Origin of the sequence: Streptomyces sp. NPDC050546, assembly GCF_044457425.1 — a bacterium.
GTDB lineage: Bacteria > Actinomycetota > Actinomycetes > Streptomycetales > Streptomycetaceae > Streptomyces.
In genome coordinates, this window is record NZ_JBITGX010000009.1 from 334,085 (window position 1) to 357,638 (window position 23,554).

Sequence of the window (23,554 nt, forward strand, 5' to 3'; positions counted from 1 at the left end):
GGGCCTGCCCGCGCAGCCTTTCACATCGGCGGCTTCATCCGCGCGATCCCCCGCAACACCCCCGGCGCCAGCCGCGACAGCACCCGCGCTCCCCGTGCCTCCGGCGTGACCGGAACCACCGCCTCGTCCCGCACCACCCCCCGCAGTATCGCGGCGGCCACCTTCTCCGGCGGATAGTTCCGCAGCCCGTACAGACGGGCGGCGCGCTGCTGGAGCCGCGTCTCCTCCTGGGCGTCGACCCCGGCGAAGTGCGCCGTCGACGTGATGGCGGTGTTGACGATGCCCGGACAGACCGCCGTCACGCCGATCCCCCGCCCGGCGAGTTCCGCACGCAGGCACTCGCTGAGCATCAGCACGGCCGCCTTGGAGGTGCTGTAGGCGGGCAGGGCCCGGGACGGCAGGTACGCCGCCGCGGACGCCACGTTGACGATGTGGCCGCCCTGCCCGCGCTCGGCCATCCGCCGGCCGAAGAGCCGGCAGCCGTGGATCACGCCCCACAGATTGACGTCGAGGACCTGCTTCCAGTCCTCCGGCGTGGTGTCGAAGAAGGACCCGGACAGCCCGATCCCGGCGTTGTTCACCAGGACGTCCACCACCCCGTACTCGAGGGTGACCTTCTCGGCGAGTTTCTCCATGGCCTGCTCGTCGGAGACGTCGGCCGTCTCCGCCCAGGCCGCCGAGGCGCCCATGAGACGGGACGACTCGGCGGTGCGGGCCGCCGCTTCGGCGTCCCGGTCGACGGCCACCACGCGCGCGCCCGCCTCCGCGAACGCGAGCGCCGTCGCCCGCCCGATGCCGCTGCCCGCCCCGGTGACCAGCACGAGCTGCCCGGAGAACCGCTCGGCGTGCTTCCCGCTCGCCGCCGCCGGGGACCGGCCGTCCTCGACGGACGCCACGAAATCCCCTATCCACGAAGCGAGCTGATCCGGACGGGTGCGCGGGATCCAGTGCCCCGCCGGGAGCGTCCTGCGGGTCAGCCGCGGAACCCACTGCTCCAGCTCGTCGTGGAGCCGCTCCGACAGGAACCGGTCCTCCAGGGGCGTGATGAGCTGCACGGGCGCGTGGGCGTGCGCGTCCGGGCGCGGCCTGCGCAGCCGGGGCCGCACATTGTCCCGGTACAGCCAGGCACCGTGCGCCGCGTCCGACGGGAGTGACGCGGTCGGGTACCCGTCGTGCGGCACCTTCTCGACCCGCTCCAGTACATTCGGCCAGCGTTTGCCGAGCGGGCCGCGCCAGGCCAGCTCGGGCAGCACGGGCGTGTGCAGCAGGTACACGTACCAGGACTTCGCGCCCTGCCCGAGGAGCTGGCCGACCCGGCGCGGGGTGGGCCGCTTCACGCGCCCGCTGATCCAGTGACCGAAGTGGTCGAGGGACGGCCCGGACATCGAGGTGAAGGAGGCGATACGGCCCTCGGTGCGCCGGACGGTGGTGAACTCCCAGGCCTGCACCGATCCCCAGTCGTGCCCGACCAGGTGCACGGGCCGGTCCGGACTGACCGCGTCCGCGACGGCCAGGAAGTCGTCCGTCAGCTTCTCCAGCGTGAACCCGCCCCGCAGCGGCCGCGGCGCCGTCGACCTGCCGTGGCCGCGGACGTCGTACGCCACGACGTGGAACCGCCCGGCGAGCCGCGCGGCGACCCCGGACCACACTTCCTTGCTGTCGGGGTAGCCGTGCACGAGGACGACCGTCGGGCGACGTGGATCGCCCATCTCGGCCACGCACAGCTCGACTTCGCCGGTCCGTACCCGGCGCTCCCGCGCGCCCGTGAGCAACGTCATCCGGCGAATCTGGCAGTTGTTAGAGAGTTCGTCAATAGGGCGCCGCTCCGGCCCCACCCGGCGTGGTAACTCTCGAGAACCAGCTCCCCTAGGGGCCCGTAATACTCAGGGCTGACCCGAATACAGCTCCACGGAGTGACGCCCGCCACGCTCACGGGCCCTACCTTCGAAGGGTGACTGTGATCGCGACCGAAAGCCTGAGCAAGCGGTTCCCGAGGGTGACCGCGCTTGACCGGCTCTCCGTGGACGTCGGGCCCGGTGTGACCGGACTCGTCGGAGCCAACGGGGCCGGCAAGTCCACACTGATCAAGATCCTGCTGGGTCTGTCCCCCGCCACCGAGGGCCGCGCCGACGTGCTCGGCCTCGATGTCGCCACCAAGGGCGCCGACATCCGCGAGCGGGTCGGCTACATGCCCGAGCACGACTGCCTGCCGCCGGACGTCTCGGCCACCGAGTTCGTCGTCCACATGGCGCGCATGTCCGGCCTGCCGCCCACCGCGGCGCGCGAGCGCACGGCCGACACACTCCGCCATGTCGGCCTGTACGAGGAGCGCTACCGCCCCATCGGCGGCTACTCGACCGGCATGAAGCAGCGCGTCAAGCTCGCCCAGGCCCTGGTGCACGACCCGCAGCTGGTCTTCCTGGACGAGCCGACCAACGGCCTCGACCCGGTCGGCCGCGACGAGATGCTCGGCCTGATCCGCCGGATCCACACCGACTTCGGCATCTCCGTCCTGGTCACCTCCCACCTGCTGGGCGAACTGGAGCGCACCTGCGACCACGTCGTCGTCATCGACGGCGGCAAGCTCCTGCGCTCCAGCTCCACCACGGACTTCACCCAGACCACCACGACCCTCGCGATCGAGGTCACCGACACCGACGAGCACCCGGACGGCACCCGCGCGGTGCGCGACGCGCTGCACGCGCGCGGGGTGAGCGTCGAGGACGGCAGCGGCCTGCCGGGCGCCGGCCACGTCCTGCTCCTCACCGCCCAGGGCGAGGAGACGTACGACCTGGTCCGGGACGTGATCGCCGACCTCGGACTGGGCCTGGTGCGCATGGAGCAGCGCAGGCACCACATCTCCGAGGTCTTCACGAGCAGCGACGAGCGCGAGCAGCGGAAGGAGGCGGTCGGCCATGGCGGTTGAGCACTCCACGGGGACATCCGCCCCGGCACCGGGTGACCAGACCCGCATCCACAACATCGGCTACCGCTCCTACGACGGCCCCCGACTGGGCCGTGCCTACGCCCGACGCTCCCTGTACTCGCAGTCCCTGCGCGGCTCCTACGGCCTCGGCCGCTCGGTGAAGTCCAAGGTGCTGCCGATGCTGCTGTTCGTCGTGATGTGCGTGCCCGCGGCCATCATGGTCGCCGTCGCTGTCGCCACCAAGGCCAGTTCCCTGCCCGTGGACTACACGCGCTACGCGATCGTCATGCAGGCGGTCATCAGCCTGTACGTCGCCTCGCAGGCACCCCAGTCCGTCTCGCGCGACCTGCGCTTCAAGACCGTGCCGCTGTACTTCTCGCGGCCCATCGAGACCGCCGACTACGTCCGCGCCAAGTTCGCGGCGCTGGCCTCGGCGCTGTTCGTCCTCACGGCCGCTCCCCTGCTCGTGCTCTACGTGGGCGCGCTGCTGGCCGAGCTCGACTTCGCCGACCAGACCAAGGGACTCGCACAGGGACTCGTCTCCGTGGCACTGCTCTCACTGCTGTTCGCCGGTATCGGCCTGGTCATCGCGTCCTTCACTCCGCGCCGCGGCTTCGGCATCGCGGCCGTGATCGCCGTGCTGACCATCACCTACGGCGCGGTCTCCACCCTGCAGGCCATCGCGGACGTCCAGGGCAGCAGCGACGCCGTGCCGTTGATCGGGCTGTTCTCGCCGATCACCCTCGTCGACGGTGTGCAGTCCGCGTTCCTGGGCGCGACCTCGGCCTTCCCCGGCGGGGTGGGCCCGAGCAACGCCGAGGGCGCCGTCTTCGTCCTCGTCGCCCTGGGCCTGATCGCGGCGAGCTACGGCCTCCTGATGCGCCGCTACAAGAAGGTGGGACTGTGACCACGCTCTCCATCGACCATGTCTCCCGCTGGTTCGGCAACGTGGTCGCCGTCAACGACATCACCATGACCATCGGCCCCGGCGTCACGGGCCTCCTCGGCCCCAACGGCGCCGGAAAGTCCACCCTCATCAACATGATGGGCGGCTTCCTGGCCCCCTCCACCGGCACGGTCACCCTCGACGGGCAGCCCGTGTGGCGCAACGAGCAGATCTACCGGCACATCGGCGTCGTCCCCGAGCGCGAGGCGATGTACGACTTCCTCACCGGGAAGGAGTTCGTCCTGGCCAACGCCGAGCTGCACGGCCTGGGCGCCAAGGCGGCCCAGAAGGCGCTGGCCACGGTCGAGATGGAGTACGCGCAGGACCGCAAGATCCAGACGTACTCCAAGGGCATGCGCCAGCGCGTGAAGATGGCCTCCGCCCTGGTCCACGACCCGTCCCTGCTCCTGCTGGACGAACCCTTCAACGGCATGGACCCGCGCCAGCGCATGCAGCTGATGGACCTGCTGCGCCGCATGGGCGACGAGGGCCGCACGGTGCTGTTCTCGTCCCACATCCTCGAAGAGGTCGAGCAACTCGCCTGGCACATCGAGGTCGTCGTCGCCGGCCGGCATGCCGCCAGTGGTGACTTCCGCAAGATCCGGCGCCTGATGACCGACCGGCCGCACCGCTACCTGGTGCGTTCCAGCGACGACCGCGCCCTCGCGGCCGCGCTGATCGCCGACCCGTCGACGTCCGGGATCGAGGTCGACCACGCCGAGGGCGCGCTGCGCGTCCAGGCCGTCGACTTCGGCCGCTTCACGGCTCTGCTGCCGCGTGTGGCGCGCGAGCACGGCATCCGCCTGCTCACGGTCTCGCCGTCCGACGAGTCCCTCGAGTCCGTCTTCTCGTACCTGGTCGCGGCGTAGGAGGCCCTGATGTATGACCCCACAGTCGCCCGGCTCACCTACCGGGCCCTGCTCGGCCGGCGCCGGGCCCTCATCCTCGGTGCCCTGCCCCTGCTGCTGATCGTCATCGCCGTGGCGGTGCGCGGTCTCACCGGTGCGGACGACCAGACGGCCTCCGACCTGCTGGGCGGGCTCGCCCTCGCCACGATGGTGCCGCTCATCGGCGTCATCGCCGGAACCGGCGCGATCGGGCCGGAGATCGACGACGGCTCGGTGGTGTACCTGCTGTCCAAGCCGATCAAACGGCCGACCATCATCTTCACCAAGCTGATCGTCGCCGTCGCCGTGACGATGGTGTTCTCCGCGGTGCCGACGCTCATCGCCGGGTTCATCCTGAACGGCAACGGCCAGCAGATCGCCGTGGCCTACACGGTGGCGGCGCTGGTCGCGTCCATCGCGTACGCGGCGATGTTCCTGCTGCTCGGCACGGTCTCCCGGCACGCGGTGGTGTTCGGCCTCGTCTACGCGCTGGTCTGGGAGGCCCTGTTCGGCTCCCTGGTGCCGGGCGCCCGCACGCTGAGCGTCCAGCAGTGGTCGCTGGCCGTGGCCCAGAAGGTGTCCGGCGGGGACCTGGTGACCTCGGACGTCGGCCTGACGACGGCGACGGTGCTGCTGGTCGGCGTCACGGTCCTGGCCACCTGGTACGCCGGACAGAAGCTGCGCTCGCTGACACTCGCCGGCGAGGAGTGACGCAGCCCGGGCCTTGACGGGGGCTTCACCCCTGTCAGGGCACACTGGGCAAACGGGATGTAGGGGAACCACACGGGAGTTGGACGGCTGGGAGGAGACGGGGATGGCGGGCGAGAGGGCTCAGTACGAGGACGGCGGTCAGGCCGGGCCGGAGCCCGGGGCCGGGTCCGGAGGCAGGTCCGGCGCCGGGGCCGGGTCCGGAGGCAGGTCCGAGTCCAGGTCCGAGTCCAGGTCCGGAGACGACGCTTGGGACGACCTCGTCCTGGACGACGACTTCATACGCTCCGCCGGGACCTCCGAGCCGTCCGCCCGGGCCCGGATGCTCGCCGAGCGCTGGCGCCGCGAGGAGCCGGAGCCGCAGCCCTGGCGCTCCGACGAGCCGCCCGCGGGCTGGTTCTTCAGCAAGGTCCGCCGCCGCAGGTGGCGCAGGCGCTGAAGCCGGGCGATTTAATCGGTGGCGTCCAATTCGCCCGGCGGGCAGAGTGGTTGTGTCCACCCCGCCGGGTGAGGAAGTCCGGCGCCGAGTTCTGGGAGAGGAGCGGGACGATGTCCATGCACGGCAGTACGTCCAGCTCCCTTCAGGGCAGCCCGCGGCGGGCTCCGGAGTAGTCGCAACCCACTCCGTAGAGCTCGCCCCATACGGGGAGCTGCCCGGGGCGGCCGCTTCGAGCACGCGAATCGCATATCGCGTGGGCCGCCCACCCGGAGGATTGGCCGAGTGGTAAGGCACCGGTTTGCTCTGTGCTTGAACAGAAGCGAGTCGCGGTCGGGCTTCAGCGCCCGCGCACGTTCGATCCGTGCATCCTCCGCCGAGCATCACCGAGCATCACCGAGCACTGAACGACAGGCCCGACGTTCAGCCCAGCAACCGCTCCAGCACCACAGCGATGCCGTCCTCCTCGTTCGAGGACGTCACCTCGTCGGCCACGGCCTTCAGTTCCTCGTGGGCGTCCGCCATGGCGACACCGTAGGAGGACCAGGCGAACATCGGTATGTCGTTGGGCATGTCGCCGAAGGCGATCGTGTCGGCCGCCTTCACCTTGAGCCGACGGGCCGCCAGGGACAGGCCGGTGGCCTTGGACAGGCCCAGGGGGAGGAGTTCGACGATGCCCGCCCCCGCCATGACGACGCTGACGAAACCGCCGGCGGTGCATGTGGCCACCGCGCACAGCTCGTCGTCCGACAACGTCGGGTGCTGGATGTACAGCTTGTTCAGGGGCGCGGTCCACAGGTCCGACGCGTCCGCGAAGGGGGTCGCGGGGAGGGTGCCCTGGACCGAGTAGCCGGGGCCGACCAGCACCTCTCCGTCCAGACCGTCGCGGCTCGCGGCCAGGTACAGCGGGCCGACCTCCGCCTCGATCTTGGCCAGCGCCACCCCGGCCAGCTGCCGGTCCAGCGTCACCGACGTCAGCAGGCGGTGGGCGCCGGCGTCGTAGACCTGCGCGCCCTGGCCGCAGACGGCCAGCCCCTGGTAGCCCAGGTCGTCGAGGATGTGCCGGGTCCACGGGACCGCGCGGCCGGTGACGACGATGTGCGCTGCGCCCGCCGCGGTGGCCGCGGCGAGCGCGTCACGGGTGCGCTCCGATACCGACTCGTCGGAGCGCAGCAGCGTCCCGTCGAGGTCGGTGGCGATCAGCTTGTAGGGGAAACCGGTGGTCACTTGGACACCGGCTCCAGGACCTCCCGGCCGCCCAGGTACGGACGCAGCACCTCGGGCACGCGCACCGAGCCGTCGGCCTGCTGGTGGTTCTCCAGGATCGCGACGATCGTGCGCGGTACGGCGCACAGGGTGCCGTTGAGCGTGGCCAGCGGCTTGACCTGCTTGCCGTCACGGACGCGGATCGACAGCCGGCGGGACTGGAACTCGGTGCAGTCCGAGGTCGAGGTCAGCTCGCGGTACTTGCCCTGGGTCGGGATCCACGCCTCGCAGTCGAACTTGCGGGAGGCCGAGGCGCCCAGGTCGGCGCTGGCCACGTCGATCACGCGGTACGGCAGCTCCAGGGAGGTCAGCCACTGCCTCTCCCACTCCAGCAGCCGCTGGTGCTCGGCCCCCGAGTCCTCCGGAGCGACATAGGAGAACATCTCGACCTTGTCGAACTGGTGCACGCGGAAGATGCCCCGGGTGTCCTTGCCGTGCGAACCGGCCTCGCGGCGGAAGCAGGGGGAGAAGCCCGCGTAACGCAGGGGGAGGCGGTCGGCGTCGAGGATCTCGTCCATGTGGTACGCCGCCAGCGCCACCTCGGACGTGCCGACCAGGTAGAGGTCGTCGTCGGCGAGGTGGTAGACGTCCTGGGATGCCTGGCCGAGGAAGCCCGTGCCCGCCATGGACTGGGGACGGACCAGGGCCGGGGTGAGCATCGGGGTGAAGCCGGCCGCGGTGGCCTGGGCCATCGCCGCGTTCACCAGGGCGAGCTCCAGGAGCGCGCCGATGCCCGTCAGGAAGTAGAAGCGCGAGCCGGAGACCTTGGCGCCGCGCTCGACGTCGATCGCGCCGAGGATCTGGCCGAGCGCCAGGTGGTCCTTGGGCTCGAAGCCCTCGGCGGCGAAGTCGCGGATCGTGCCGTGCGTCTCCAGCGTGACGAAGTCCTCCTCGCCGCCCACGGGCACGTCCGGGTGGACGAGGTTGCCGAGCCTCTGGAGCAGCTCCTGGGTCTCGGTGTCGGCGGCGTCGCGGTCCGCGTCGGCCGCCTTGACGTCGGCGGAGAGCTGGCCCGCCTTCTTCAGCAGCTCGGCCTTCTCGTCTCCGGCCGCCTTGGGGATGAGCTTGCCGAGCGCCTTCTGCTCGGCGCGCAGCTCGTCGAAGCGGACGCCGGACGACCTGCGCCGCTCGTCGGCAGACAGGAGGGCGTCGACGAGCGCGACGTCCTCTCCACGGGCGCGCTGGGAAGCGCGCACACGGTCGGGGTCCTCACGGAGCAGGCGAAGGTCAATCACGCGCCCAAGGCTACCGGTGCGCGATGACCGCCCACGACTCACTATTCCGGCTGCGCATTACATACCGTTATGGGGGAATTGCGAGCAGTGTCAATAAACAGCCCACCTCTCCCCGGAACGAGGCATCCCCTGGGCGTCGCCTTGACTCGAATCCCTTGCGGGAGGCGGGACTTGGGGTTCGGTTGTCCACAGGGATCCACACCCGTCGAAGAGTTATCCACAGGCTGTGTGGAAGATCTGTGGACTTCGGAATTGATCACTCCGGAAGGCCCCCTCGTCCCTCAGAATTCCCAGTACAAACCCGCTCTATCCTCACTTTCGGTGGAATCAGCTCACCCTGAAGAGTTACACAAAGGAAAACGGTGGACGAAGGGCGACCTGCACGTCGATGGACGCATCAGGGGCCTGTAGGGCGATTTGTCGACTGACTCACGCTTCGTTGTCGACTTGTCCCCAGGTCGAGAAGCCAACCTGTGGATAACTTCTGTGGATAACGACAATCAGCAGGTACGACAGCCTGGAACCGGCCTGGAACCGTCCCGGGACCGGCCTAGAACCGGCCGTCCTGGCACCGCGCCACCCAGTCCGCCGCCTCCGCGAACTCCTCGTCCGACGTCCCCAGCCGCGGCGGCTGGACATCCCCGGGCCGCACGTCCGCGCGCGGATAGGAGCCGAGGTAGCGCACCTGGAGGCAGATCCGCTTCAGGCCCTTCAGGGCATCCGCCACCCGGCGGTCGGAGATATGACCCTCGGCGTCGATGCAGAAGCAGTAGTTGCCGATGCCGGCACCGGTGGGCCGGGACTGGAGCAGCATCAGGTTGATGCCCCGCGTGGCGAACTCGCCCAGCAGGTCGCGCAGACCACCGGGGTGGTCGTCGCGCTGCCACAGCACGATGGACGTCTTGTCCGCGCCGGTCGGTGCCGCGGGCCGGGCGGGCCGGCCGACCAGCACGAACCGTGTCTGGGCGTTCTCCGCGTCGTGGATCCCCGTTTCCAGGGCCTCGAGGCCGTAGCGGGCGGCCGCGAACTCGCCGGCGAAGGCGGCGTCGTACTGGCCCTCCTGGACCAGCCGGGCGGCGTCCGCGTTCGAGGCGGCCGACTCCCAGTGCGCGTCCGGCAGGTTCTTCTTCAGCCAGTTGCGCACCTGCGGCTGGGCGGCCGGGTGGGCGGAGACCGTCTTGATGTCCGACAGCTTGGTGCCCGGGCGGACCAGCAGCGCGAAGGTGATCGACAGCAGCACCTCGCGGTAGATCATCAGCGGGGCGCCTGCCACCAGCTCGTCGAGGGTGGTGGTGATGCCGCCCTCGACGGAGTTCTCGATCGGCACGAACGCGGCCTCGGCCTCGCCGGTCCGTACGGCGTCGAGCGCGGACTGGACGGAGACGTAGGGGGTGAGTTCCCGGGTGGCGGCCTCGGGAAGCGTGCGCAGGGCGACTTCGGTGAAGGTGCCCTCAGGGCCGAGATACGCATAGCTCGCTGGCATGACCTCACCCTAATGGGCTCGCGGAATCGACATCCCCCACAAGACCGCCCAGAGGCGAACTCTCACCCCTCCAGCAACTTCTGCCCCACGTACTCGCCCTTCGGGGCCCCGCCCGGCACCGCGAACAGTCCGCTCGACTCGTGCCGGATGAACTGCGACAGGGCGTCGCCGCGGTCGAGCTTGCGCTGCACCGGCACGAAGCCGCGCAGCGGGTCGGCCTGCCAGCAGATGAAGAGCAGCCCCGCGTCGGGCACCCCGTCGGTGTCGATGCCGTCGTGGAACGAGAACGGGCGGCGGAGCATCGCCGCGCCGCCGTTCTGGTCGGGCCGCGTGATCCGGGCGTGGGCGTTGATCGGGACGACCAGATTGCCCTCGGCGTCCGTCTTCTCCAGGTCCATCGCGGTCGTCTCGGTGCCCCCGGACAGCGCCGCCCCGTCGGACTTGCGACGCCCGATCACGTGCTCCTGCGCCTTGCCGGAGAGCTTCTCCCAGTCGTCGAGGAGCATCCGGATACGGCGTACGACGGCGTAGGAGCCGTTCGCCATCCAGGCCGGTTCGCCCTTCTCCGGCTTCTCCGGGACGAAGATGCGCTGGTCGAAGTCGGGCTCGGCCGGCTTCGGGTTGCGGGTGCCGTCGATCTGGCCCATCAGGTTGCGGGCCGTCATGGGGTGGGCGGTGGCGCCCGGCGAGCGGTTGAAGCCGTTCATCTGCCAGCGGACGCGGGCCGCCGAGCCGGTGTTCTTCTGGATGGCGCGCAGGGCGTGGAAGGCGACCAGGGAGTCGTTGGCTCCGATCTGCACCCACAGATCGCCGTTGCTGCGGTTCTTGTCGAGGTGGTCGGAGGAGAACTCGGGCAGCGGGTCGAGGGAGGCCGGGCGCTGCTTCTCCAGGCCGGTCCTGGCGAAGAAGCTGTGGCCGAAGCCGAAGGTGATCGTCAGTGACGACGGCCCGGCGTCCCGGGCCACGTCGGTGTCGTCATGTCCGCTCGGCTCGCCCGCCATCAGCCGCCGGGCCGTCTCCGACCAGCGGCGCAGCAGGGCGGCGGCCTCCTTGCGGCCGGCGCCCGCCGCCAGGTCGAAGGCGACGACATGGCCGCGGGCCTGGAGGGCGTCGGTGATGCCGGGCTGATGTTTCCCGTGAAACATCGCCCGGTCGGTGCCGAGCGAGGTGAGGGGCGCGGCGGCCTCGGAGGGCGCGGCGGCGTATCCCCCGGCCGCGCCCGCCGTACCGAGCACGAGCCCGGTGGCACCGGCGGTGCCGAGCATCCGGCGCCGTGAAATGCCTTCCCGGGCAGAGGCCGCTTCGGTCTCCCCCGGGGCGGTGCCGGGAGTGCGGGCCTCCGGAGTGGACTGGTCAACCATGGTCGTTCAGCCGATCTGCGCGTTCTTGGAGACGGTCACCTCGTCGATGTCGGAGGTCCGCACGGTGACGTCGACCTGCCAGTCGCCGGCCATGGGGATCTGCACTCCGTTCGCCGACCAGTGTCCGGTAGCGATGTGGTCGGGGACGACGGGCAGGGGCCCGATGTCCTTGGCTTCCAGGGTGAAGTCGACCTTCACCTCGGGGATGTCGAAGGCCCGGCCGTTGGGCCGCTCCACGTAGACGTGCATCTCGTTGTCGCCCACGCGCGCGGGGTCGAGGTCGATCGTGACGATGCCCTTGCCGTCCTCGCCGCCGGTGTCGAACGGCATGTTCAGGGTGAGCGCCCCGGAGGCTCCGGCGTCGGCGGAGGCGGCTGCGGAGGGCGAGGTGGCCGCCTTGGCCTCCTGCTCCGTGCGGCCCGGCTCGGTCTGCGTGAGCACGGTGGTGACGGCGAGCAGGACGACCGCGATGCCGGCTTCGGCCAGCACGGAGCGGCGCAGTCCGAAGCGGTTCGGATCGGCGTCCCGCAGCTGCTTCCGCCGGGCGGTGTCCCGAGCGGCCCGCTGCCGGGCGAGCTGTGCGGCGCGCTCGGCGTCGGCGGGCTCGGCCTCGTCGGGCTCGGAGGCGGTTTCCTCCGGGGCGGCGGCCTCGGAATCAGGCTGAGCCTCGGCGTCCTTGTCGGTGTCCGTGCCGGTCCGGTCATCGCCAGTGGCAGCGGCGCCTGTGTCGCCGGAGGCCTCAGCCCCCGCACCGACACGCGCCATCTCCCGCTCCGCCGACGCCGGCACCGCCTCCAGCAGCCGCCCCGTCCAGCGCCGCGAGATCCACGCGACGCCGACCAGCACGGCCACGAGGGCGATCTTGGCCAGGAGCAGCTGCCCGTACCGGGTGTCGGTGAAGGCCGACCAGGAGCCGAGCTGGCGCCAGGACTGGTACGTCCCGGTCGCGATCAGCGCGAGCACGCTGCCGAAGGCGACACGGGAGAAGCGGCGTACGGACGGCGCGTCGACGGGCGCGTCGGCGGGTGCCCGGTACAGGGCGACCAGGAGCCCGCCCAGCCCGCCGAGCCACGCGGCGACCGCCAGCAGATGGACGACGTCGACCGGCATGGAGATGCCCGCCTGGAGCCCGACCGAGGCGTGCTCCGACATCGCCCAGCTCGCGGCGAGGCCGGCCGCCACGACGACGCCGCCGATGGCGAGACCGAAGGTCAGGTCGCGCTTCTCCTGGGGGTCTTCACGCTTGTCGTAGGCCCCGAACAGCACGGAGATGAACAGTGCCGCGGCGGCGAGCAGCAGCAGCCGGGACACCAGGGCGGCGCCGGTCTTGGTCTCGAGCACCTGTCCGAGCAGGGACAGGTCGAAGATGTCGGCGACCTTGCCGGAGCCGGTGTAGGAGCCGCGCAGGAGCAGCAGCGCGAGGGTCGCGGCGGTGAGCGCGAGCCAGCCGGAGACGACGAACCGCTGCACCGGCCGCACCCCGGAGCCGCGCCGCCAGCAGGCGAGGACGAAGGCGGCGCCGCCGGCCATCACGATGAACCCGGCGTACGACATATACCGCCCGAAGCCGTACAGCCAGCCGACGACCCCGTCGTCCGTCGCCTGCTGGGAGACCGTCGCGGAGGTCTTGGAGGGGGCACCGATGGAGAAGGTGTAGGCGCCGGCCACGGGATGGCTGTCCGCGGAGACGACCTGGTAGGCCACCGTGTACGTGCCGTCGGGCAAGCCAGGCTTCAGCCCGACGGCATACGTCGTCCCGCTCACGTTGGACGGCTCGGCCGTGTCGACCCGCTTGCCGTCGGGGTCGAGCACGCGCAGCGAGTCGTCGGACAGCGCGACCTGCTCGGAGAAGGTGAGCGAGATCCGGGCCGGGGCCTCCTGGACCACCGCCCCCTGCCCGGGGTCGCTGCCGGTCACCGCGGCGTGCGCGGAGGCGGGGCCGGCCCCGGCGAGAAGTGCGCAGGCCGCGCCCAGGAGCAGCAGCACCAGGGTCCGGACGCGGGGGGCGATGGTCTGTGTCACAGGGATCCCTCCCTCAGTGTCCGGTCTTCGGTTGGTAGGTCGCCGACTTCACCGGCATCTCGACCTTGACGGGGCCGGAGCGGGCGAAGCGCAGTTCGACGGTGACCGTCTGGCCTTCCTTCGGCTTGCGCTTCAACTGCTCGAACATCAGATGGTCGCCGCCGCTCTTCAGCACCAGTTCGCCGTGGGCGGGGACCTTCAGGTCCTCGACCTCCTGCATGGCTCCGCCGACGGTCTCGTGCACGGTGACCTGCCCGGCGACATCGCTCTTGACCGAGGTCAGCTCGTCGGCGGCACCGCCCTTGTTGGTGACGGTGAAGAAGCCCGCCGCCATCTCGTCGGAGACCGGCTGCGGCATGTACGCGGAGCCGACGGAGAGTTCCGCCTTCCCGTCCGCGGAGTCACTGCCGGAGTCCGAGCCGCCGCAGCCCGCCAGGGCCAGCGCCCCGGTCAGGACGAGGGCCGCCGGGCCGAGTCGACGCTTCACGGGTTCGCTCCCTTGACGATCTCGGGGAGGTCCTTGGTGTAGTCGTCGACGGTGGCGTCCTCGCCGTAGAGCACATAGCCGCCGTCGGTCTTCGGCGAGAACGCGATGACCTGGGTGCCGTGCTCGGAGATGATCTTGCCGTTCTTGTCCTTCCGCGGCGCGTCCAGGGAGATGCCGAGGGTGCGGGCGCCGGCCTGGATGGTCGCGAAGTCGCCGGTGAGGCCGATGAACTGGGGGTCGATGCCCTTGAGCCACTTGCCGAGCTCGGCCGGGTTGTCGCGGTCGGGGTCGGTGGTGACGAACACGACGCGCAGGTCGTCCTGTTCGGCCTTGGGCAGCTGCTTCTTGGCCACGGCGATGTTGCTCATGGTCGACGGGCACACGTCGGGGCAGTGGGTGTAGCCGAAGTAGATCAGCGTGGGCTTGCCCTCGGTCTCCTTGCGGAGGTCGTACTTCTTGCCCTGCGTGTCGGTGAGGACCAGATCCGGCTTCTCGAACGGCTTGTCGAGGACGGTGGCGGCCTTCTCGGTGCCGGCCTCCTCCGACACCACGGCGACGGGCTTGTCGCTGTCGCCGCCGCTGCCGCAGGCGGTCAGGGTCAGAGAGGCGGCGGCGAGCAGAGCGGCCGCGGCGAAGGTCTTGGTGCGCATAGAAAGGAATCCCAGATGTCGGTGACCCGGCGCGCACCGGGGTGTCCCCGCCCGAGGGGCGAGGACCCGGCGCGCGCCGTGCAACGGAAGGGGCGTCAGGCGTTGGAGCGCCGACGCCCGGCGAGTACGCCGTAGGCGACGCCCGCCGCGCCGACCACGATGCCGACGATGCCCAGGACGCGGGCGGTGGTGTCGGTGCCGTCGGAGGAGCCGGTGTCGGAGGCGGTGGTCTTGGCGGCGGCCTTCTCGGCCGGCGCGGAGTCGGAGGCCTCGTCGCCCGACGAGCCGTGGTGCCCGTCCTCGGAGGCGGCGGAGAGCTCCAGCACGGGGGCCGGGTTGTCGGGCTCCTCCTTGCCCTCCTGCGGCACCTCGATCCAGCGGACGACCTCCTTGTTGGAGTACGTCTGCAGGGCCTTGAAGACGAGTTCGTCGGCGTCCTCGGGCAGGGTGCCGATGGAGACCGGGAACTTCTGGAAGAAGCCGGCCTTGATGCCGTCGCCGTCAGCGGTCCAGGTGACCTTGGTGACGGCCTCGGAGATCTTCTCGCCGTGCATCTCCAGCGGCTTGTCCAGCTTGGACTTGGTGACCTTGATGTCCCAGCCGGGCACCGGCTCCGGCATGACGGAGGCCAGCGGGTGGTCGGTGGGGAAGTTGACCTCGAGCTTGGTGGTCGAGGCGTCGTCGCGCTCGTTCGGGACCTTGAAGTCCACGACCGCGTAGCCGCCCTTGGCGGCCTCCCCTTCGGGCTGCACGGTGACGTGCGCGAAGGCGGGGGCGGACAGGGCGAGAACGGCGACACCGGCGGCGGCACCGGCCGCGGCGATACGGGAAACCTTCATGGAAGAGAGCACTCCGCTGTGAGTCGGGTCGGGATGAGGAAGAGGGATCCGCGCACGCGCGCGTGCCGCACGACGGCGGCCCCTCCTCCGAGCCGTCCGGGAATCCGGGGATTCAGAGGAATCCGGAGGATCCGAGGAAGCGGAGTGGTGGTCGCGTCGCGTCAGGCGGCGAGGGCGAGTGCGGCTGCGGGAGCCGTGACGGCCGGCGGGCCGCGCCGGATCACCGTGTGCTGCAGTGCGGTGGTGCACGGCATCTCGGGCACGGGCCGCACGGTGTGAGCGGGGCACGGACGCGCCTCCGGCGCTCCCGGGAGTCCGGCACGCAGGGCGCTTACCAGCGCGAACACCGCCCGCAGGGAGCGCACCAGCGTCCCTTCGGTGACGCCCTGCGCCGACAGTTCGGTGAGCCGCAGCAGCGCCAGGTCGCCGTGGCGCAGCAGCCAGCCGGCGGCGATCGCCGCGAGGACGTGGCCGAGCAGCATCGGCAGGGACGGCCACAGCGAGGCCGGTGCGGCATCCGCGGCCACATGCGTGTGGGTGCCGCCCGTCGGCTGGAGCCGGGCGTCGGTGAGGATCTTGTGGGCCTGCGCCGGGCTGATCGCCGCCGCCGTGGAGCCGCACAGGAGCCGGGCGGCCTGCTGGACCAGCGCGGCATCGCTCGCGCCCGCCGGTACCGAGGACGTGGTGGCGGCGGCCGTACCGTGCTGCCCGAGTCCGAACAGGGTGTGCAGCACCGTCTGGCCGACCGCGAGCAGTGCCGCGATGCCCGGCAGTGAACGAACGCGCCCCGCGAGCGGGGCCGCCACCGCGACCACCCCGAGGAACCCGGCGCCCAGCGTCCACAGCGGAATGCCCTCGCACGACGCCAGCGCGTGACCTGCCCCGGCCAGCACGACGCAGACCGCGGCGAACACCGCGGCCCGCAGGATCCGGAGCGGGTGTCCGGAGCGCGTCGCGCGCGCGTGGGGGGCAGTCATGGCGGGCTCATCATCGCACTGGCCCCGCGGGCCTCGTGCGGCAGGTCCGCAAGATGCCGTACGACCGGAACGTCACCCTCTGGCCCCGCGCGCCCCCACTTGCGCCGACTGTTCGCTCCTACATACACCGATCAGGACCAGTGCGCATCCGCCGTATGGGCGGCGTCACGTCAACTTCACGCTTACATGCGGGGACTCGGGGCAATACGTAACGGTATGTCGAGCCGCAGCCAGGAGGCTGGAGCATGAGCATCTGGTGGTCACTCCATTTGCGGCGCGAAGCTGCCAGCGTGCCTCTCGCCAGGCGCCTGCTGATCGGCACGATGGAGACCGCGGGCGTCGACCCGGACGTCTCCTACGACCTTTCCGTCGCCCTCAGTGAGGCCTGCGCGAACGCCGTGGAGCACGGCGGGGACGTGGCATGCGGCGACCCCGGTTCGGAGGCGTACCGGGTTACGGCCTATCTCGACGGCGAGAAGTGCCGGATCGAGGTCGCCGACGCGGGCCCGGGTTTCCCGGCGCCACCCGCCCGGTCCCGCCCGCCGATCAGGCCCGCGCACTCCGACGCGGAGAACGGCAGAGGGCTGTGCCTCATCCAGGAACTCGCCGACCACGTCCACATCGGCAACAAGCCGGGCCGGGGCGGGGCCGTGGTGAGCTTCGACAAGGTCCTCAAGTGGCGCGAGGGCGCCGCGCCGCTGATGGCGGTCTGACCCCGCGGCGGTGTTTCACGTGAAACACCACCGCCGTGTGAAACCCCACCGCCGTGTGAACCACTACCGCCCTGTGAACCATCATCGCGGTGTGAACCACTACCGCCGTGTTTCACGTGAAACGTCTGCTGCCGTCTCTGCCCCTACAGCGCGCTCCAGTCCAGCGTCGTCCGTGCCAGCCCCGCCACCTGCGTGAGCAGCGCCAGCCGGGCCGCACGGACCGCCGGGTCGGGGTCCATCACCAGCACCTCGTCGAAGAAGGCGCTGATCGCCTCGACCAGCGGCCCGGAGACCTCGATCAGTACCCCGAGGTCGTCCTCGCGGCCGTGCAACGCCTGGCGTACGGCCTCGGCGCTCTCGGCGAGGCGCAGTTCGGCGGGCGCGGTCAGCAGGGACGGGTCCGCCGCCTCGACGCCGCCCTCGGGGAGGATGCGCACGACCCGCTGGAAGGCGGCGGCGAGTGCCTCGAAGGCCTCCGTGCCGATGTGCCGCTCCAGCATGGCCAATGTCCGGTCGCCGTGGGCCGGCCGGTCGGCCCACACCAGGACGGCCTGGACGAGCCGGTGTTCGTGCCCGGCGTCCGTGAGCTGCTGCTCATAGCGCCGGGTGATCAGTTCGGCGGCCTCGGCGACCCGCTCGACCGGCACCTCGACGCCCTGCGCCGCATACCGTACGGCCGCCGCGCGCAGCCCGTCGCTCACCCGTACCCCGGCCACCGCGGGCAGGGTCCGCAGCACGTTGAGCAGACCGATCGCGGCCCGGCGCACCCCGTAAGGATCGGAACTCCCGGTCGGCGCGGCCCCGATGATGAACATCCCCGTCACCAGGTCGAACCGGTCGGCGAGCGACAGCACGGCGCCCGCGTCCCCGGCGGGAAGGGCGCCGCCGGCGGAGCGCGGCAACTCCATCTCGGCGAGGGCCCGGGCGACCTCCGCGGACTCGCCGGCCCGCCGGGCGTACTCCTCGGCCATCACCCCGGCCAGTCCCGAGAACTCGATCACCATCTGGGATGCCAGGTCGAACTTCGCCAGCGCACCGGCGCGGCGGACGACGTCCACCGCCTCCTGAGCGAGCCCGGCACGCCCGGCCAGATCGAGGGAGAGGACGGCGAGGCGCTCGGCGCGGTCTGCGACCGTACCGAGCCGGTCCTCGAAGGTCAGCTTGTCCAGCCGGCTCCGGAACTCCGCCGGCGGCACTTTCAGATCCGCCCGCCAGAAGAACGCGGCGTCCTCGTAACGGGCCCGCAGCACCGCCTCGTTGCCCGCCCGCACCACGTCGTCGTCGCACAGGGCGTTGGCGAAGGTGACGAAGTGCGGCATGAGGCGCTCGCCGTCCAGCACCGGCAGGTAGCGCTGGTGCTTGCGCATCACCGTGGTCAGGACGCTCGCGGGCAGTTCGAGATAGCGCTCGTCGAACGACCCCCGCACGGCGTACGGGAACTCCAGGATGTCGGTGATCTCGTCGATCAGTCCGGCCTGGCCCTCCACGTCGATCCGCCCGCCGACCTCGGCCGCCGCCTCCAGGGCACCGCGGACGACCGCGCCGCGCCGGGACTCCCGGTCGAGCAGGATGCCGTGCATGTGCAGGAAGTGCGGGTAGCCCTCGGCGGCGGTCACCCGGACCTCGGGGTAGGGGGCCTGGCGCTGCACCCGTGTCGTGTCGCCCGCGGAGAGGGAGGAGACGACCACGGGCAGGGGAGTACGCCCCAGCAGCGCCAGCAGCCAGCGCACGGGACGCGAGAACGACAGCCCCGGGTCGCTCCACCGCATGTTGCGCCCGGCCCGCAGCCCGGACACGACCTCGGCCAGCAGCTCGCTGAGCACCTCGACGGCCGAGCGCCCCTCCTCGTGTCGGGTGAGCGCCACATACTCGACGCCCTTGACGTCGACGATCCGCACGTCCGTCGGTTCGGCGCCCTGGCTGCGGGCGAAGCCCAGCAGCGCCGGGGTGGGAGCGCCGTCCTTGAAGGCGGCGGCGACCTTCGGCCCGCGCACGGTCCGCATCGTGTCCCGTTCACGCGGCTGGACGCCGTCGACGGTGATCACGATCCGGCGCGGGGTGGCCATCACGGTGATCGCGCCGTGTCCCAGCCGGGTGTCGGCCAGCTTCGCCGTGACCGACTCGCGCACCGCCTCGGTGGTGGCGGGCACGTCGGCGTACGGCAGTTCCTCCACGCCGATCTCGAACAGCAGCGTCTCGACGCCGGGCACCTTGGGCAGCGCGGGCCGCTCGGCCGGGGCCGGTGCGGCCGCCACCCCGAGCGGATGCTCCAGCGCGGCCCGCCGCCGCTCCCACAGCTTCGCCGTCTCGTGCGTCAGCCCGCGCATCAGCGAGAACGCCTTGGCCCGCTCGGTGGTGCTGATGGCGCCGCGCGCGTCGAGCACGTTGAAGGTGTGGCTGCACTTGAGCACGTAGGTGTACGCGGGAACCGGCAGCTCCAGGTCGAGCAGGCGCCGTGCCTCGGCCGCGTAGGCCTCGAAGAGCCGGTGGTTGGTGTCGAGGTCGGCGTCGTCGAGGTAGTAGCGGCTCATCTCGTACTCGTTCTGGCCGAACACCTCGCCGTATGTGATGCCCGGCGCGTAGACGATGTCCTTGAAGTGGGACACGCCCTGAAGGTTCATCAGGATGCGTTCGAGGCCGTATGTGATCTCCACCGACACCGGGTCCAGGGCGACACCGCCGACCTGCTGGAAGTAGGTGAACTGGGTGATCTCCATGCCGTCCAGCCAGACCTCCCAGCCCAGCCCCCAGGCGCCGAGCGCGGGTGAGGCCCAGTTGTCCTCGACGAACCGCACGTCGTGCGCGCCGAGGTCGACGCCGAGCGCCCTCAGGCTGCCCAGATACAGCTCCTGCGGGTTGCCGGGGTCCGGCTTGAGGATGACCTGGAACTGGGTGTGCGTCTGGAGCCGGTTGGGGTTCTCGCCGTAGCGCGAGTCGTCCGGCCGCACGCTCGGCTCGACGTAGGCGACGCTCCAGGGCTCGGGACCGAGCACACGCAGCGCCGTGGCCGGGTTGGCCGTACCGGCTCCGACCTCGGTGTTCAACGGCTGCGTGATCATGCAGCCGTTGTCGCTCCAGTACTTCTGCAGGGTGAGGACGGCGTCCTGCATGGTCAGCGCCGTCTGGACGTTCTTCATGATCGAATCGCCTGTTCCCCGAGTCGGCCCGGCAAGGTCGGCCATGATCTCATACGCCAACTACCGCTGACCTGCTGTTTTTTGACCTGCGGCCCCGTTGGCCGGATGCCTCCGGTCGATTCACAGCGGGCTCTCAGCCGGGCCTCACGAACCTGACGGGTGGCGTCCTTAGGTTCCCCGTCCATGACGGGAAACCACAAGAACACCTCCATCACCCGGCGCCGCGCCCTCGCGGTCGCCGGCGGCACGGTCGCCGCGGGCGGCCTGGCCGCGGCCGGCTACCAGGCGGCCTTCGCGGACACGACGACGACCACGGCCGCGACGGCCACGACCACGGCCGGCTCCTCCGCGAGCTCCGGCACCTGCATGGAGCTGATGTCGAGCGTCACGGAGGGGCCGTACTACCTCGACGGCGCGCTGGTCCGCAAGAACATCACCGAGGGCAAGAGCGGTGTCCCGCTGACCCTGCGCCTGACCGTCGTGGACGCCACCGACGGCTGCACCCCGGTCCCTGGCGCGGCCGTGGAGATCTGGCACTGCGACGCCTGGGGCTACTACTCCGGCTACACCACCGCCAACCCCGGCGGCTCGGCCCCCGCCGAGAGCGAGGACGGCTCCACCGCCAACGACAAGACCTATCTGCGCGGCTACCAGGTCGCCAACGCCAACGGGGTCGTCAAGTTCGAGACGATCGTGCCGGGCTGGTACACCCCGCGCACCTGCCACATCCACCTGAAGGTCCACACCGGCGGCGCGAAGGAGGACGGCACCTACGAGGGCGGCAAGGTCAACTTCACCGGCCAGCTGTTCTTCGACGACGAGATCGCCGAGTCGATCTTCGCCCTGGAGCCGTACAGCAAGCACAGCGGCAGCTACACCAAGCTCGCCGACGACATGGTCTACGACGGCGGCGGCGCGTCCAGCGGCCTGCTCACGCTCGAAGCGGTCCACAAGAAGGACGCGTCCAAGGGCTACAGGGGCTTCCTCACCCTGGGCATCGACCCCGACGCCGAGAACACGGGCGCGGGCAGCGGTGGCGGAGGCGGCACACCCCCGAGCGGCGCCCCCGCCCCCTCGTCGTCCCCTTCTTCCTGAGGCCTGAGGTACGGCGATGAACAACCGTGAGGACGAGGCGCTCGCCGAGGCCGCCGTCGACGCGCTGGTCGGCCAGCTGGCCCTGGCCCCCAAGCCGGGCCTGCCCGACCCGCGTGATCTGACGGCCCGGGCCATCCGCCGGGACCACCGCGCGCTGCGCTGGTCGGCCAGGGCGCTGCTGCCCGGCCTCACGGCGATGGCCGCCGCGGCCCGCCGCACGGGCGAGCCCAGCGCCCGGCTCCGCGCGGACCTGGGCGCGATCGGCCGCTCCACGGAGCACACGGTGGGCCTGACGGGTGGCGGCCACCGGGGCGCCCTGTGGACGCTCGGCCTGCTGGTCGCGGCGGCGGCACTGCAACCGGGGGCGCGACCGGCCGACACGACGGCCCTGGCCAAGCAGATCGCCGCCCACGCGGACCGCCGCGCCCCACGCCGCCCCTCACGCGGCTCCACGGTGTCGGCCAGGTACGGCGCTGCCGGCGCGAGGGGAGAGGCCAGGGCCGGCTTCCCTCACGTCCGCCGCGCCCTGACCGCCCTCGCCACGTCCCGCGCCCGGGGCGCGACCGAGCCTCAGGCCCGCCTTGACGCCCTGCTCACGGTGATGTCCACGCTCCAGGACACCGAACTGCTGTACACGGCGGGGCCGGTGGCCCTACGGCAAGTCCAGGCAGGCGCCCGAGGCGTGCTGGAGGCTGGCGGCACGTCAACGGAGCCGGGCGCGGCAGCGCTGAGAGCCCTGGACACGGACCTGACGTCCCGCGCCTGGGTACCCGGGGGCAGCGGGGCGCTCCTCACCGGCGCCCTGTTCCTGGATGCCCTGAGTCCTTAGGGGCGCGGGGAACTGCGCGACAAGCCACAGATCACCCGCACTCGAAACTCAGCCCTTGAGGCGAAACTCAGCCCTTGAGGGAAGCCATCCACGCCTCGACCTCGTCCGACCGCCGAGGCAACGCCGCACTCAGGTTCCGGTTCCCACTCCCGGTCACGAGGATGTCGTCCTCGATCCGCACACCGATACCCCGGTACTCCTCCGGCACGGTCAGATCGTCGGCCTGGAAGTACAGCCCGGGCTCGACGGTCAGGCACATCCCCGGCTCCAGCACACCGTCGACATATGTCTCGGTCCGCGCGGCGGCGCAGTCGTGCACGTCCATGCCGAGCATGTGACCCGTGCCGTGCAGCGTCCACCGCCGCTGGAGCCCCAGCTCAAGCACCCGCTCCACAGGCCCCTCGACGAGCCCCCACTCGACCAGCTTCTCCGCCAGCACCCGCTGCGCGGCATCGTGGAAGTCCCGGTACTTCGCGCCCGGCTGCACAGCCGCGATGCCGGCCTCCTGAGCCTCGTACACGGCGTCGTAGATCTTCTTCTGGAGCTCGCTGAACCGCCCGTTGACCGGCAGGGTGCGCGTCACATCCGCCGTGTAGTACGTGTGTGTCTCCACACCCGCGTCGAGCAGCAGCAGATCGCCCGAGCGCACGGGCCCGTCGTTGCGCACCCAGTGCAGCGTGCAGGCGTGCGGCCCGGCCGCGGCGATCGTGCCGTAGCCGACGTCGTTGCCCTCCACGCGCGCGCGGAGGAAGAACGTGCCCTCGATGTACCGCTCGGAGGTCGCCTCGGCCTTGTCGAGGACCTTCACCACGTCCTCGAAGCCGCGCACGGTCGAGTCGACCGCCTTCTGCAGCTCGCCGACCTCGAAGCCGTCCTTGACCAGCCGCGCCTCGGAGAGGAAGACCCGCAGCTCCTCGTCGCGCTCGGCGGTGACCTTGTCGGTCAGCGCGGCCTCGATGCCGGCGTCGTATCCGCGTACGGCCCGCACCGGACCCGTGGCCTCGCCCAGTGCCCCGGCCAGCTCGCGCACGTCGGAGGCGGGGATGCCGTACAGCTTCTCCGCCTCGGTGAGGGAGTGGCGGCGGCCGACCCACAGCTCGCCCTGGCCGTCCAGCCAGAACTCGCCGTTCTCCCGGTCGGAACGCGGCAGGAGATAGATCGTCGCCTCGTGGCCCCCGTCCTTGGGCTCCAGGACGAGGACGCCGTCCTCCGTCTGGTTGCCGGTGAGGTAGGCGTACTCGACGGAGGCGCGGAAGGCGTACTCGGTGTCGTTCGAGCGGGTCTTCAGGTTGCCCGCGGGGATCACCAGACGCTCGCCCGGGAAGCGCGCGGACAGCGCGGCCCGGCGGGCGGCGGTCTCGGCGGCCTGGGGGACGGGCTCGAGGTCACGCAGCTCGGTGTCGGCCCAGCCGCTCTTCATGTTCTCGGCAAGCTCGTCGGACACGCCGGGGTACAGTCCGTTCTTCCGCTGCTTGATCGGCTCTTCGCTCTCGTCCGGGGTCGCCGGTGTGAGCTCCTCCGCCACGGTCATCCTCCTCGATACGGCACTGGACCGTC

At 71.1% G+C, this 23,554-nt stretch carries 20 protein-coding genes and 1 tRNA gene; 9 read left to right on the forward strand and 12 right to left on the reverse strand.

From position 1 onward, the window contains the following. Nucleotides 1-20: 20 nt before the first annotated feature. A complete protein-coding gene (locus tag ACIBK5_RS24040; RefSeq protein ID WP_399022259.1) occupies nt 21-1,778 on the reverse strand; it encodes an SDR family oxidoreductase in 1,758 nt (585 codons plus the stop codon). 179 nt (nt 1,779-1,957) lie between these two features. Here ACIBK5_RS24040 and ACIBK5_RS24045 point away from each other — a divergent pair, with 179 nt between their 5' ends. The 6 genes from ACIBK5_RS24045 to ACIBK5_RS24070 all read left to right on the forward strand — a co-directional run bounded on the left by ACIBK5_RS24045 (nt 1,958) and on the right by ACIBK5_RS24070 (nt 6,279). Further along, a complete protein-coding gene (locus ACIBK5_RS24045; protein WP_399022461.1) occupies nt 1,958-2,926 on the forward strand; it encodes an ABC transporter ATP-binding protein in 969 nt (322 codons plus the stop codon). Then, entirely contained in the window at nt 2,916-3,833 is a 918-nt protein-coding gene (locus ACIBK5_RS24050; protein WP_399022262.1) for an ABC transporter permease, read from the forward strand. The genes ACIBK5_RS24045 and ACIBK5_RS24050 overlap by 11 nt, the downstream gene beginning before the upstream one ends. Next, entirely contained in the window at nt 3,830-4,741 is a 912-nt protein-coding gene (locus tag ACIBK5_RS24055; protein WP_399022264.1) for an ABC transporter ATP-binding protein, read from the forward strand. The genes ACIBK5_RS24050 and ACIBK5_RS24055 overlap by 4 nt, the downstream gene beginning before the upstream one ends. 9 nt (nt 4,742-4,750) lie before the next feature. Continuing rightward, the gene (locus ACIBK5_RS24060) at nt 4,751-5,470 is read left to right on the forward strand and encodes an ABC transporter permease subunit (protein WP_399022266.1); all 720 of its coding nucleotides are present in this window, start codon (nt 4,751-4,753) and stop codon (nt 5,468-5,470) included. Nucleotides 5,471-5,573: 103 nt separating this feature from the next. Next, nucleotides 5,574-5,906, forward strand: a complete 333-nt coding sequence (locus ACIBK5_RS24065) for a hypothetical protein (RefSeq protein ID WP_399022269.1) — start codon at nt 5,574-5,576, stop codon at nt 5,904-5,906. A 268-nt stretch (nt 5,907-6,174) separates the two neighbouring features. Continuing rightward, nucleotides 6,175-6,279, forward strand: a tRNA-OTHER gene (locus ACIBK5_RS24070). A gap of 47 nt (nt 6,280-6,326) precedes the next feature. Here the strand turns inward: ACIBK5_RS24070 and ACIBK5_RS24075 are convergent. From ACIBK5_RS24075 to ACIBK5_RS24115, 9 genes are all read right to left on the reverse strand, one after another. Then, nucleotides 6,327-7,130, reverse strand: coding sequence for an HAD family hydrolase (locus ACIBK5_RS24075; RefSeq protein WP_399022271.1), 804 nt, complete (start codon nt 7,128-7,130; stop codon nt 6,327-6,329). After that, nucleotides 7,127-8,404: a serine--tRNA ligase gene (gene serS, locus ACIBK5_RS24080; RefSeq protein ID WP_399022272.1), complete on the reverse strand. Its 1,278-nt coding sequence runs from the start codon at nt 8,402-8,404 to the stop codon at nt 7,127-7,129. The genes ACIBK5_RS24075 and serS overlap by 4 nt, the downstream gene beginning before the upstream one ends. A 550-nt stretch (nt 8,405-8,954) precedes the next feature. Further along, complete coding sequence (gene pheA, locus ACIBK5_RS24085; RefSeq protein WP_391104153.1) at nt 8,955-9,887, reverse strand: prephenate dehydratase; 933 nt, start codon at nt 9,885-9,887, stop codon at nt 8,955-8,957. Nucleotides 9,888-9,949: 62 nt separating this feature from the next. Next, nucleotides 9,950-11,248, reverse strand: coding sequence for an iron uptake transporter deferrochelatase/peroxidase subunit (gene efeB, locus ACIBK5_RS24090; protein WP_399022274.1), 1,299 nt, complete (start codon nt 11,246-11,248; stop codon nt 9,950-9,952). A 6-nt stretch (nt 11,249-11,254) separates the two neighbouring features. Further along, nucleotides 11,255-13,270, reverse strand: coding sequence for a copper resistance protein CopC (locus tag ACIBK5_RS24095; protein WP_399022276.1), 2,016 nt, complete (start codon nt 13,268-13,270; stop codon nt 11,255-11,257). A 13-nt stretch (nt 13,271-13,283) separates the two neighbouring features. Continuing rightward, nucleotides 13,284-13,757 (reverse strand): copper chaperone PCu(A)C, encoded by a 474-nt coding sequence (locus ACIBK5_RS24100; RefSeq protein WP_399022278.1) that lies wholly within the window; start codon nt 13,755-13,757, stop codon nt 13,284-13,286. Next, nucleotides 13,754-14,407, reverse strand: coding sequence for an SCO family protein (locus ACIBK5_RS24105; protein WP_399022280.1), 654 nt, complete (start codon nt 14,405-14,407; stop codon nt 13,754-13,756). Before ACIBK5_RS24105 ends, ACIBK5_RS24100 begins: the two co-directional genes overlap by 4 nt. 95 nt (nt 14,408-14,502) lie before the next feature. Continuing rightward, nucleotides 14,503-15,246, reverse strand: a complete 744-nt coding sequence (locus ACIBK5_RS24110; RefSeq protein ID WP_399022282.1) for a YcnI family protein — start codon at nt 15,244-15,246, stop codon at nt 14,503-14,505. 161 nt (nt 15,247-15,407) lie between these two features. After that, on the reverse strand, nt 15,408-16,223 hold the full coding sequence (locus tag ACIBK5_RS24115) for a hypothetical protein (protein ID WP_399022283.1): 816 nt from the start codon (nt 16,221-16,223) through the stop codon (nt 15,408-15,410). 245 nt (nt 16,224-16,468) lie between these two features. On the opposite strand from ACIBK5_RS24115, the gene ACIBK5_RS24120 reads away from it, so the two are divergent. Then, entirely contained in the window at nt 16,469-16,936 is a 468-nt protein-coding gene (locus ACIBK5_RS24120) for an ATP-binding protein (protein ID WP_399022285.1), read from the forward strand. Between the two features lie 143 nt (nt 16,937-17,079). Here the strand turns inward: ACIBK5_RS24120 and ACIBK5_RS24125 are convergent, their stop codons facing one another. Beyond that, the gene (locus ACIBK5_RS24125; RefSeq protein WP_399022287.1) at nt 17,080-20,073 is read right to left on the reverse strand and encodes a glycine--tRNA ligase; all 2,994 of its coding nucleotides are present in this window, start codon (nt 20,071-20,073) and stop codon (nt 17,080-17,082) included. A gap of 183 nt (nt 20,074-20,256) precedes the next feature. Between ACIBK5_RS24125 and ACIBK5_RS24130 the strand changes: the two genes are divergently transcribed. Together ACIBK5_RS24130 and ACIBK5_RS24135 are read left to right on the forward strand one after the other, a co-directional pair. After that, complete coding sequence (locus ACIBK5_RS24130) at nt 20,257-21,168, forward strand: intradiol ring-cleavage dioxygenase (RefSeq protein WP_399022289.1); 912 nt, start codon at nt 20,257-20,259, stop codon at nt 21,166-21,168. 16 nt (nt 21,169-21,184) lie between these two features. Next, a complete protein-coding gene (locus tag ACIBK5_RS24135; RefSeq protein ID WP_399022291.1) occupies nt 21,185-21,997 on the forward strand; it encodes a triphosphoribosyl-dephospho-CoA synthase in 813 nt (270 codons plus the stop codon). 67 nt (nt 21,998-22,064) lie between these two features. Here the strand turns inward: ACIBK5_RS24135 and ACIBK5_RS24140 are convergent, their stop codons facing one another. Beyond that, a complete protein-coding gene (locus ACIBK5_RS24140; protein ID WP_399022293.1) occupies nt 22,065-23,528 on the reverse strand; it encodes an aminopeptidase P family protein in 1,464 nt (487 codons plus the stop codon). Between the last annotated feature and the right edge of the window lie 26 nt (nt 23,529-23,554).

What these genes read in the sequence shown, in the direction of transcription:
- ACIBK5_RS24040 (WP_399022259.1), bottom strand. Translation starts at nt 1,778, where the DNA reads ATGACGTTGCTCACGGGCGCGCGGGAGCGCCGGGTACGGACCGGCGAA.
- ACIBK5_RS24050 (WP_399022262.1), top strand. Translation starts at nt 2,916, where the DNA reads ATGGCGGTTGAGCACTCCACGGGGACATCCGCCCCGGCACCGGGTGAC.
- ACIBK5_RS24060 (WP_399022266.1), top strand. Translation starts at nt 4,751, where the DNA reads ATGTATGACCCCACAGTCGCCCGGCTCACCTACCGGGCCCTGCTCGGC.
- ACIBK5_RS24065 (WP_399022269.1), top strand. Translation starts at nt 5,574, where the DNA reads ATGGCGGGCGAGAGGGCTCAGTACGAGGACGGCGGTCAGGCCGGGCCG.
- pheA (WP_391104153.1), bottom strand. Translation starts at nt 9,887, where the DNA reads ATGCCAGCGAGCTATGCGTATCTCGGCCCTGAGGGCACCTTCACCGAA.
- efeB (WP_399022274.1), bottom strand. Translation starts at nt 11,248, where the DNA reads ATGGTTGACCAGTCCACTCCGGAGGCCCGCACTCCCGGCACCGCCCCG.
- ACIBK5_RS24105 (WP_399022280.1), bottom strand. Translation starts at nt 14,407, where the DNA reads ATGCGCACCAAGACCTTCGCCGCGGCCGCTCTGCTCGCCGCCGCCTCT.
- ACIBK5_RS24110 (WP_399022282.1), bottom strand. Translation starts at nt 15,246, where the DNA reads ATGAAGGTTTCCCGTATCGCCGCGGCCGGTGCCGCCGCCGGTGTCGCC.
- ACIBK5_RS24115 (WP_399022283.1), bottom strand. Translation starts at nt 16,223, where the DNA reads ATGACTGCCCCCCACGCGCGCGCGACGCGCTCCGGACACCCGCTCCGG.
- ACIBK5_RS24120 (WP_399022285.1), top strand. Translation starts at nt 16,469, where the DNA reads ATGAGCATCTGGTGGTCACTCCATTTGCGGCGCGAAGCTGCCAGCGTG.
- ACIBK5_RS24125 (WP_399022287.1), bottom strand. Translation starts at nt 20,073, where the DNA reads ATGAAGAACGTCCAGACGGCGCTGACCATGCAGGACGCCGTCCTCACC.
- ACIBK5_RS24130 (WP_399022289.1), top strand. Translation starts at nt 20,257, where the DNA reads ATGACGGGAAACCACAAGAACACCTCCATCACCCGGCGCCGCGCCCTC.
- ACIBK5_RS24135 (WP_399022291.1), top strand. Translation starts at nt 21,185, where the DNA reads ATGAACAACCGTGAGGACGAGGCGCTCGCCGAGGCCGCCGTCGACGCG.
- ACIBK5_RS24140 (WP_399022293.1), bottom strand. Translation starts at nt 23,528, where the DNA reads ATGACCGTGGCGGAGGAGCTCACACCGGCGACCCCGGACGAGAGCGAA.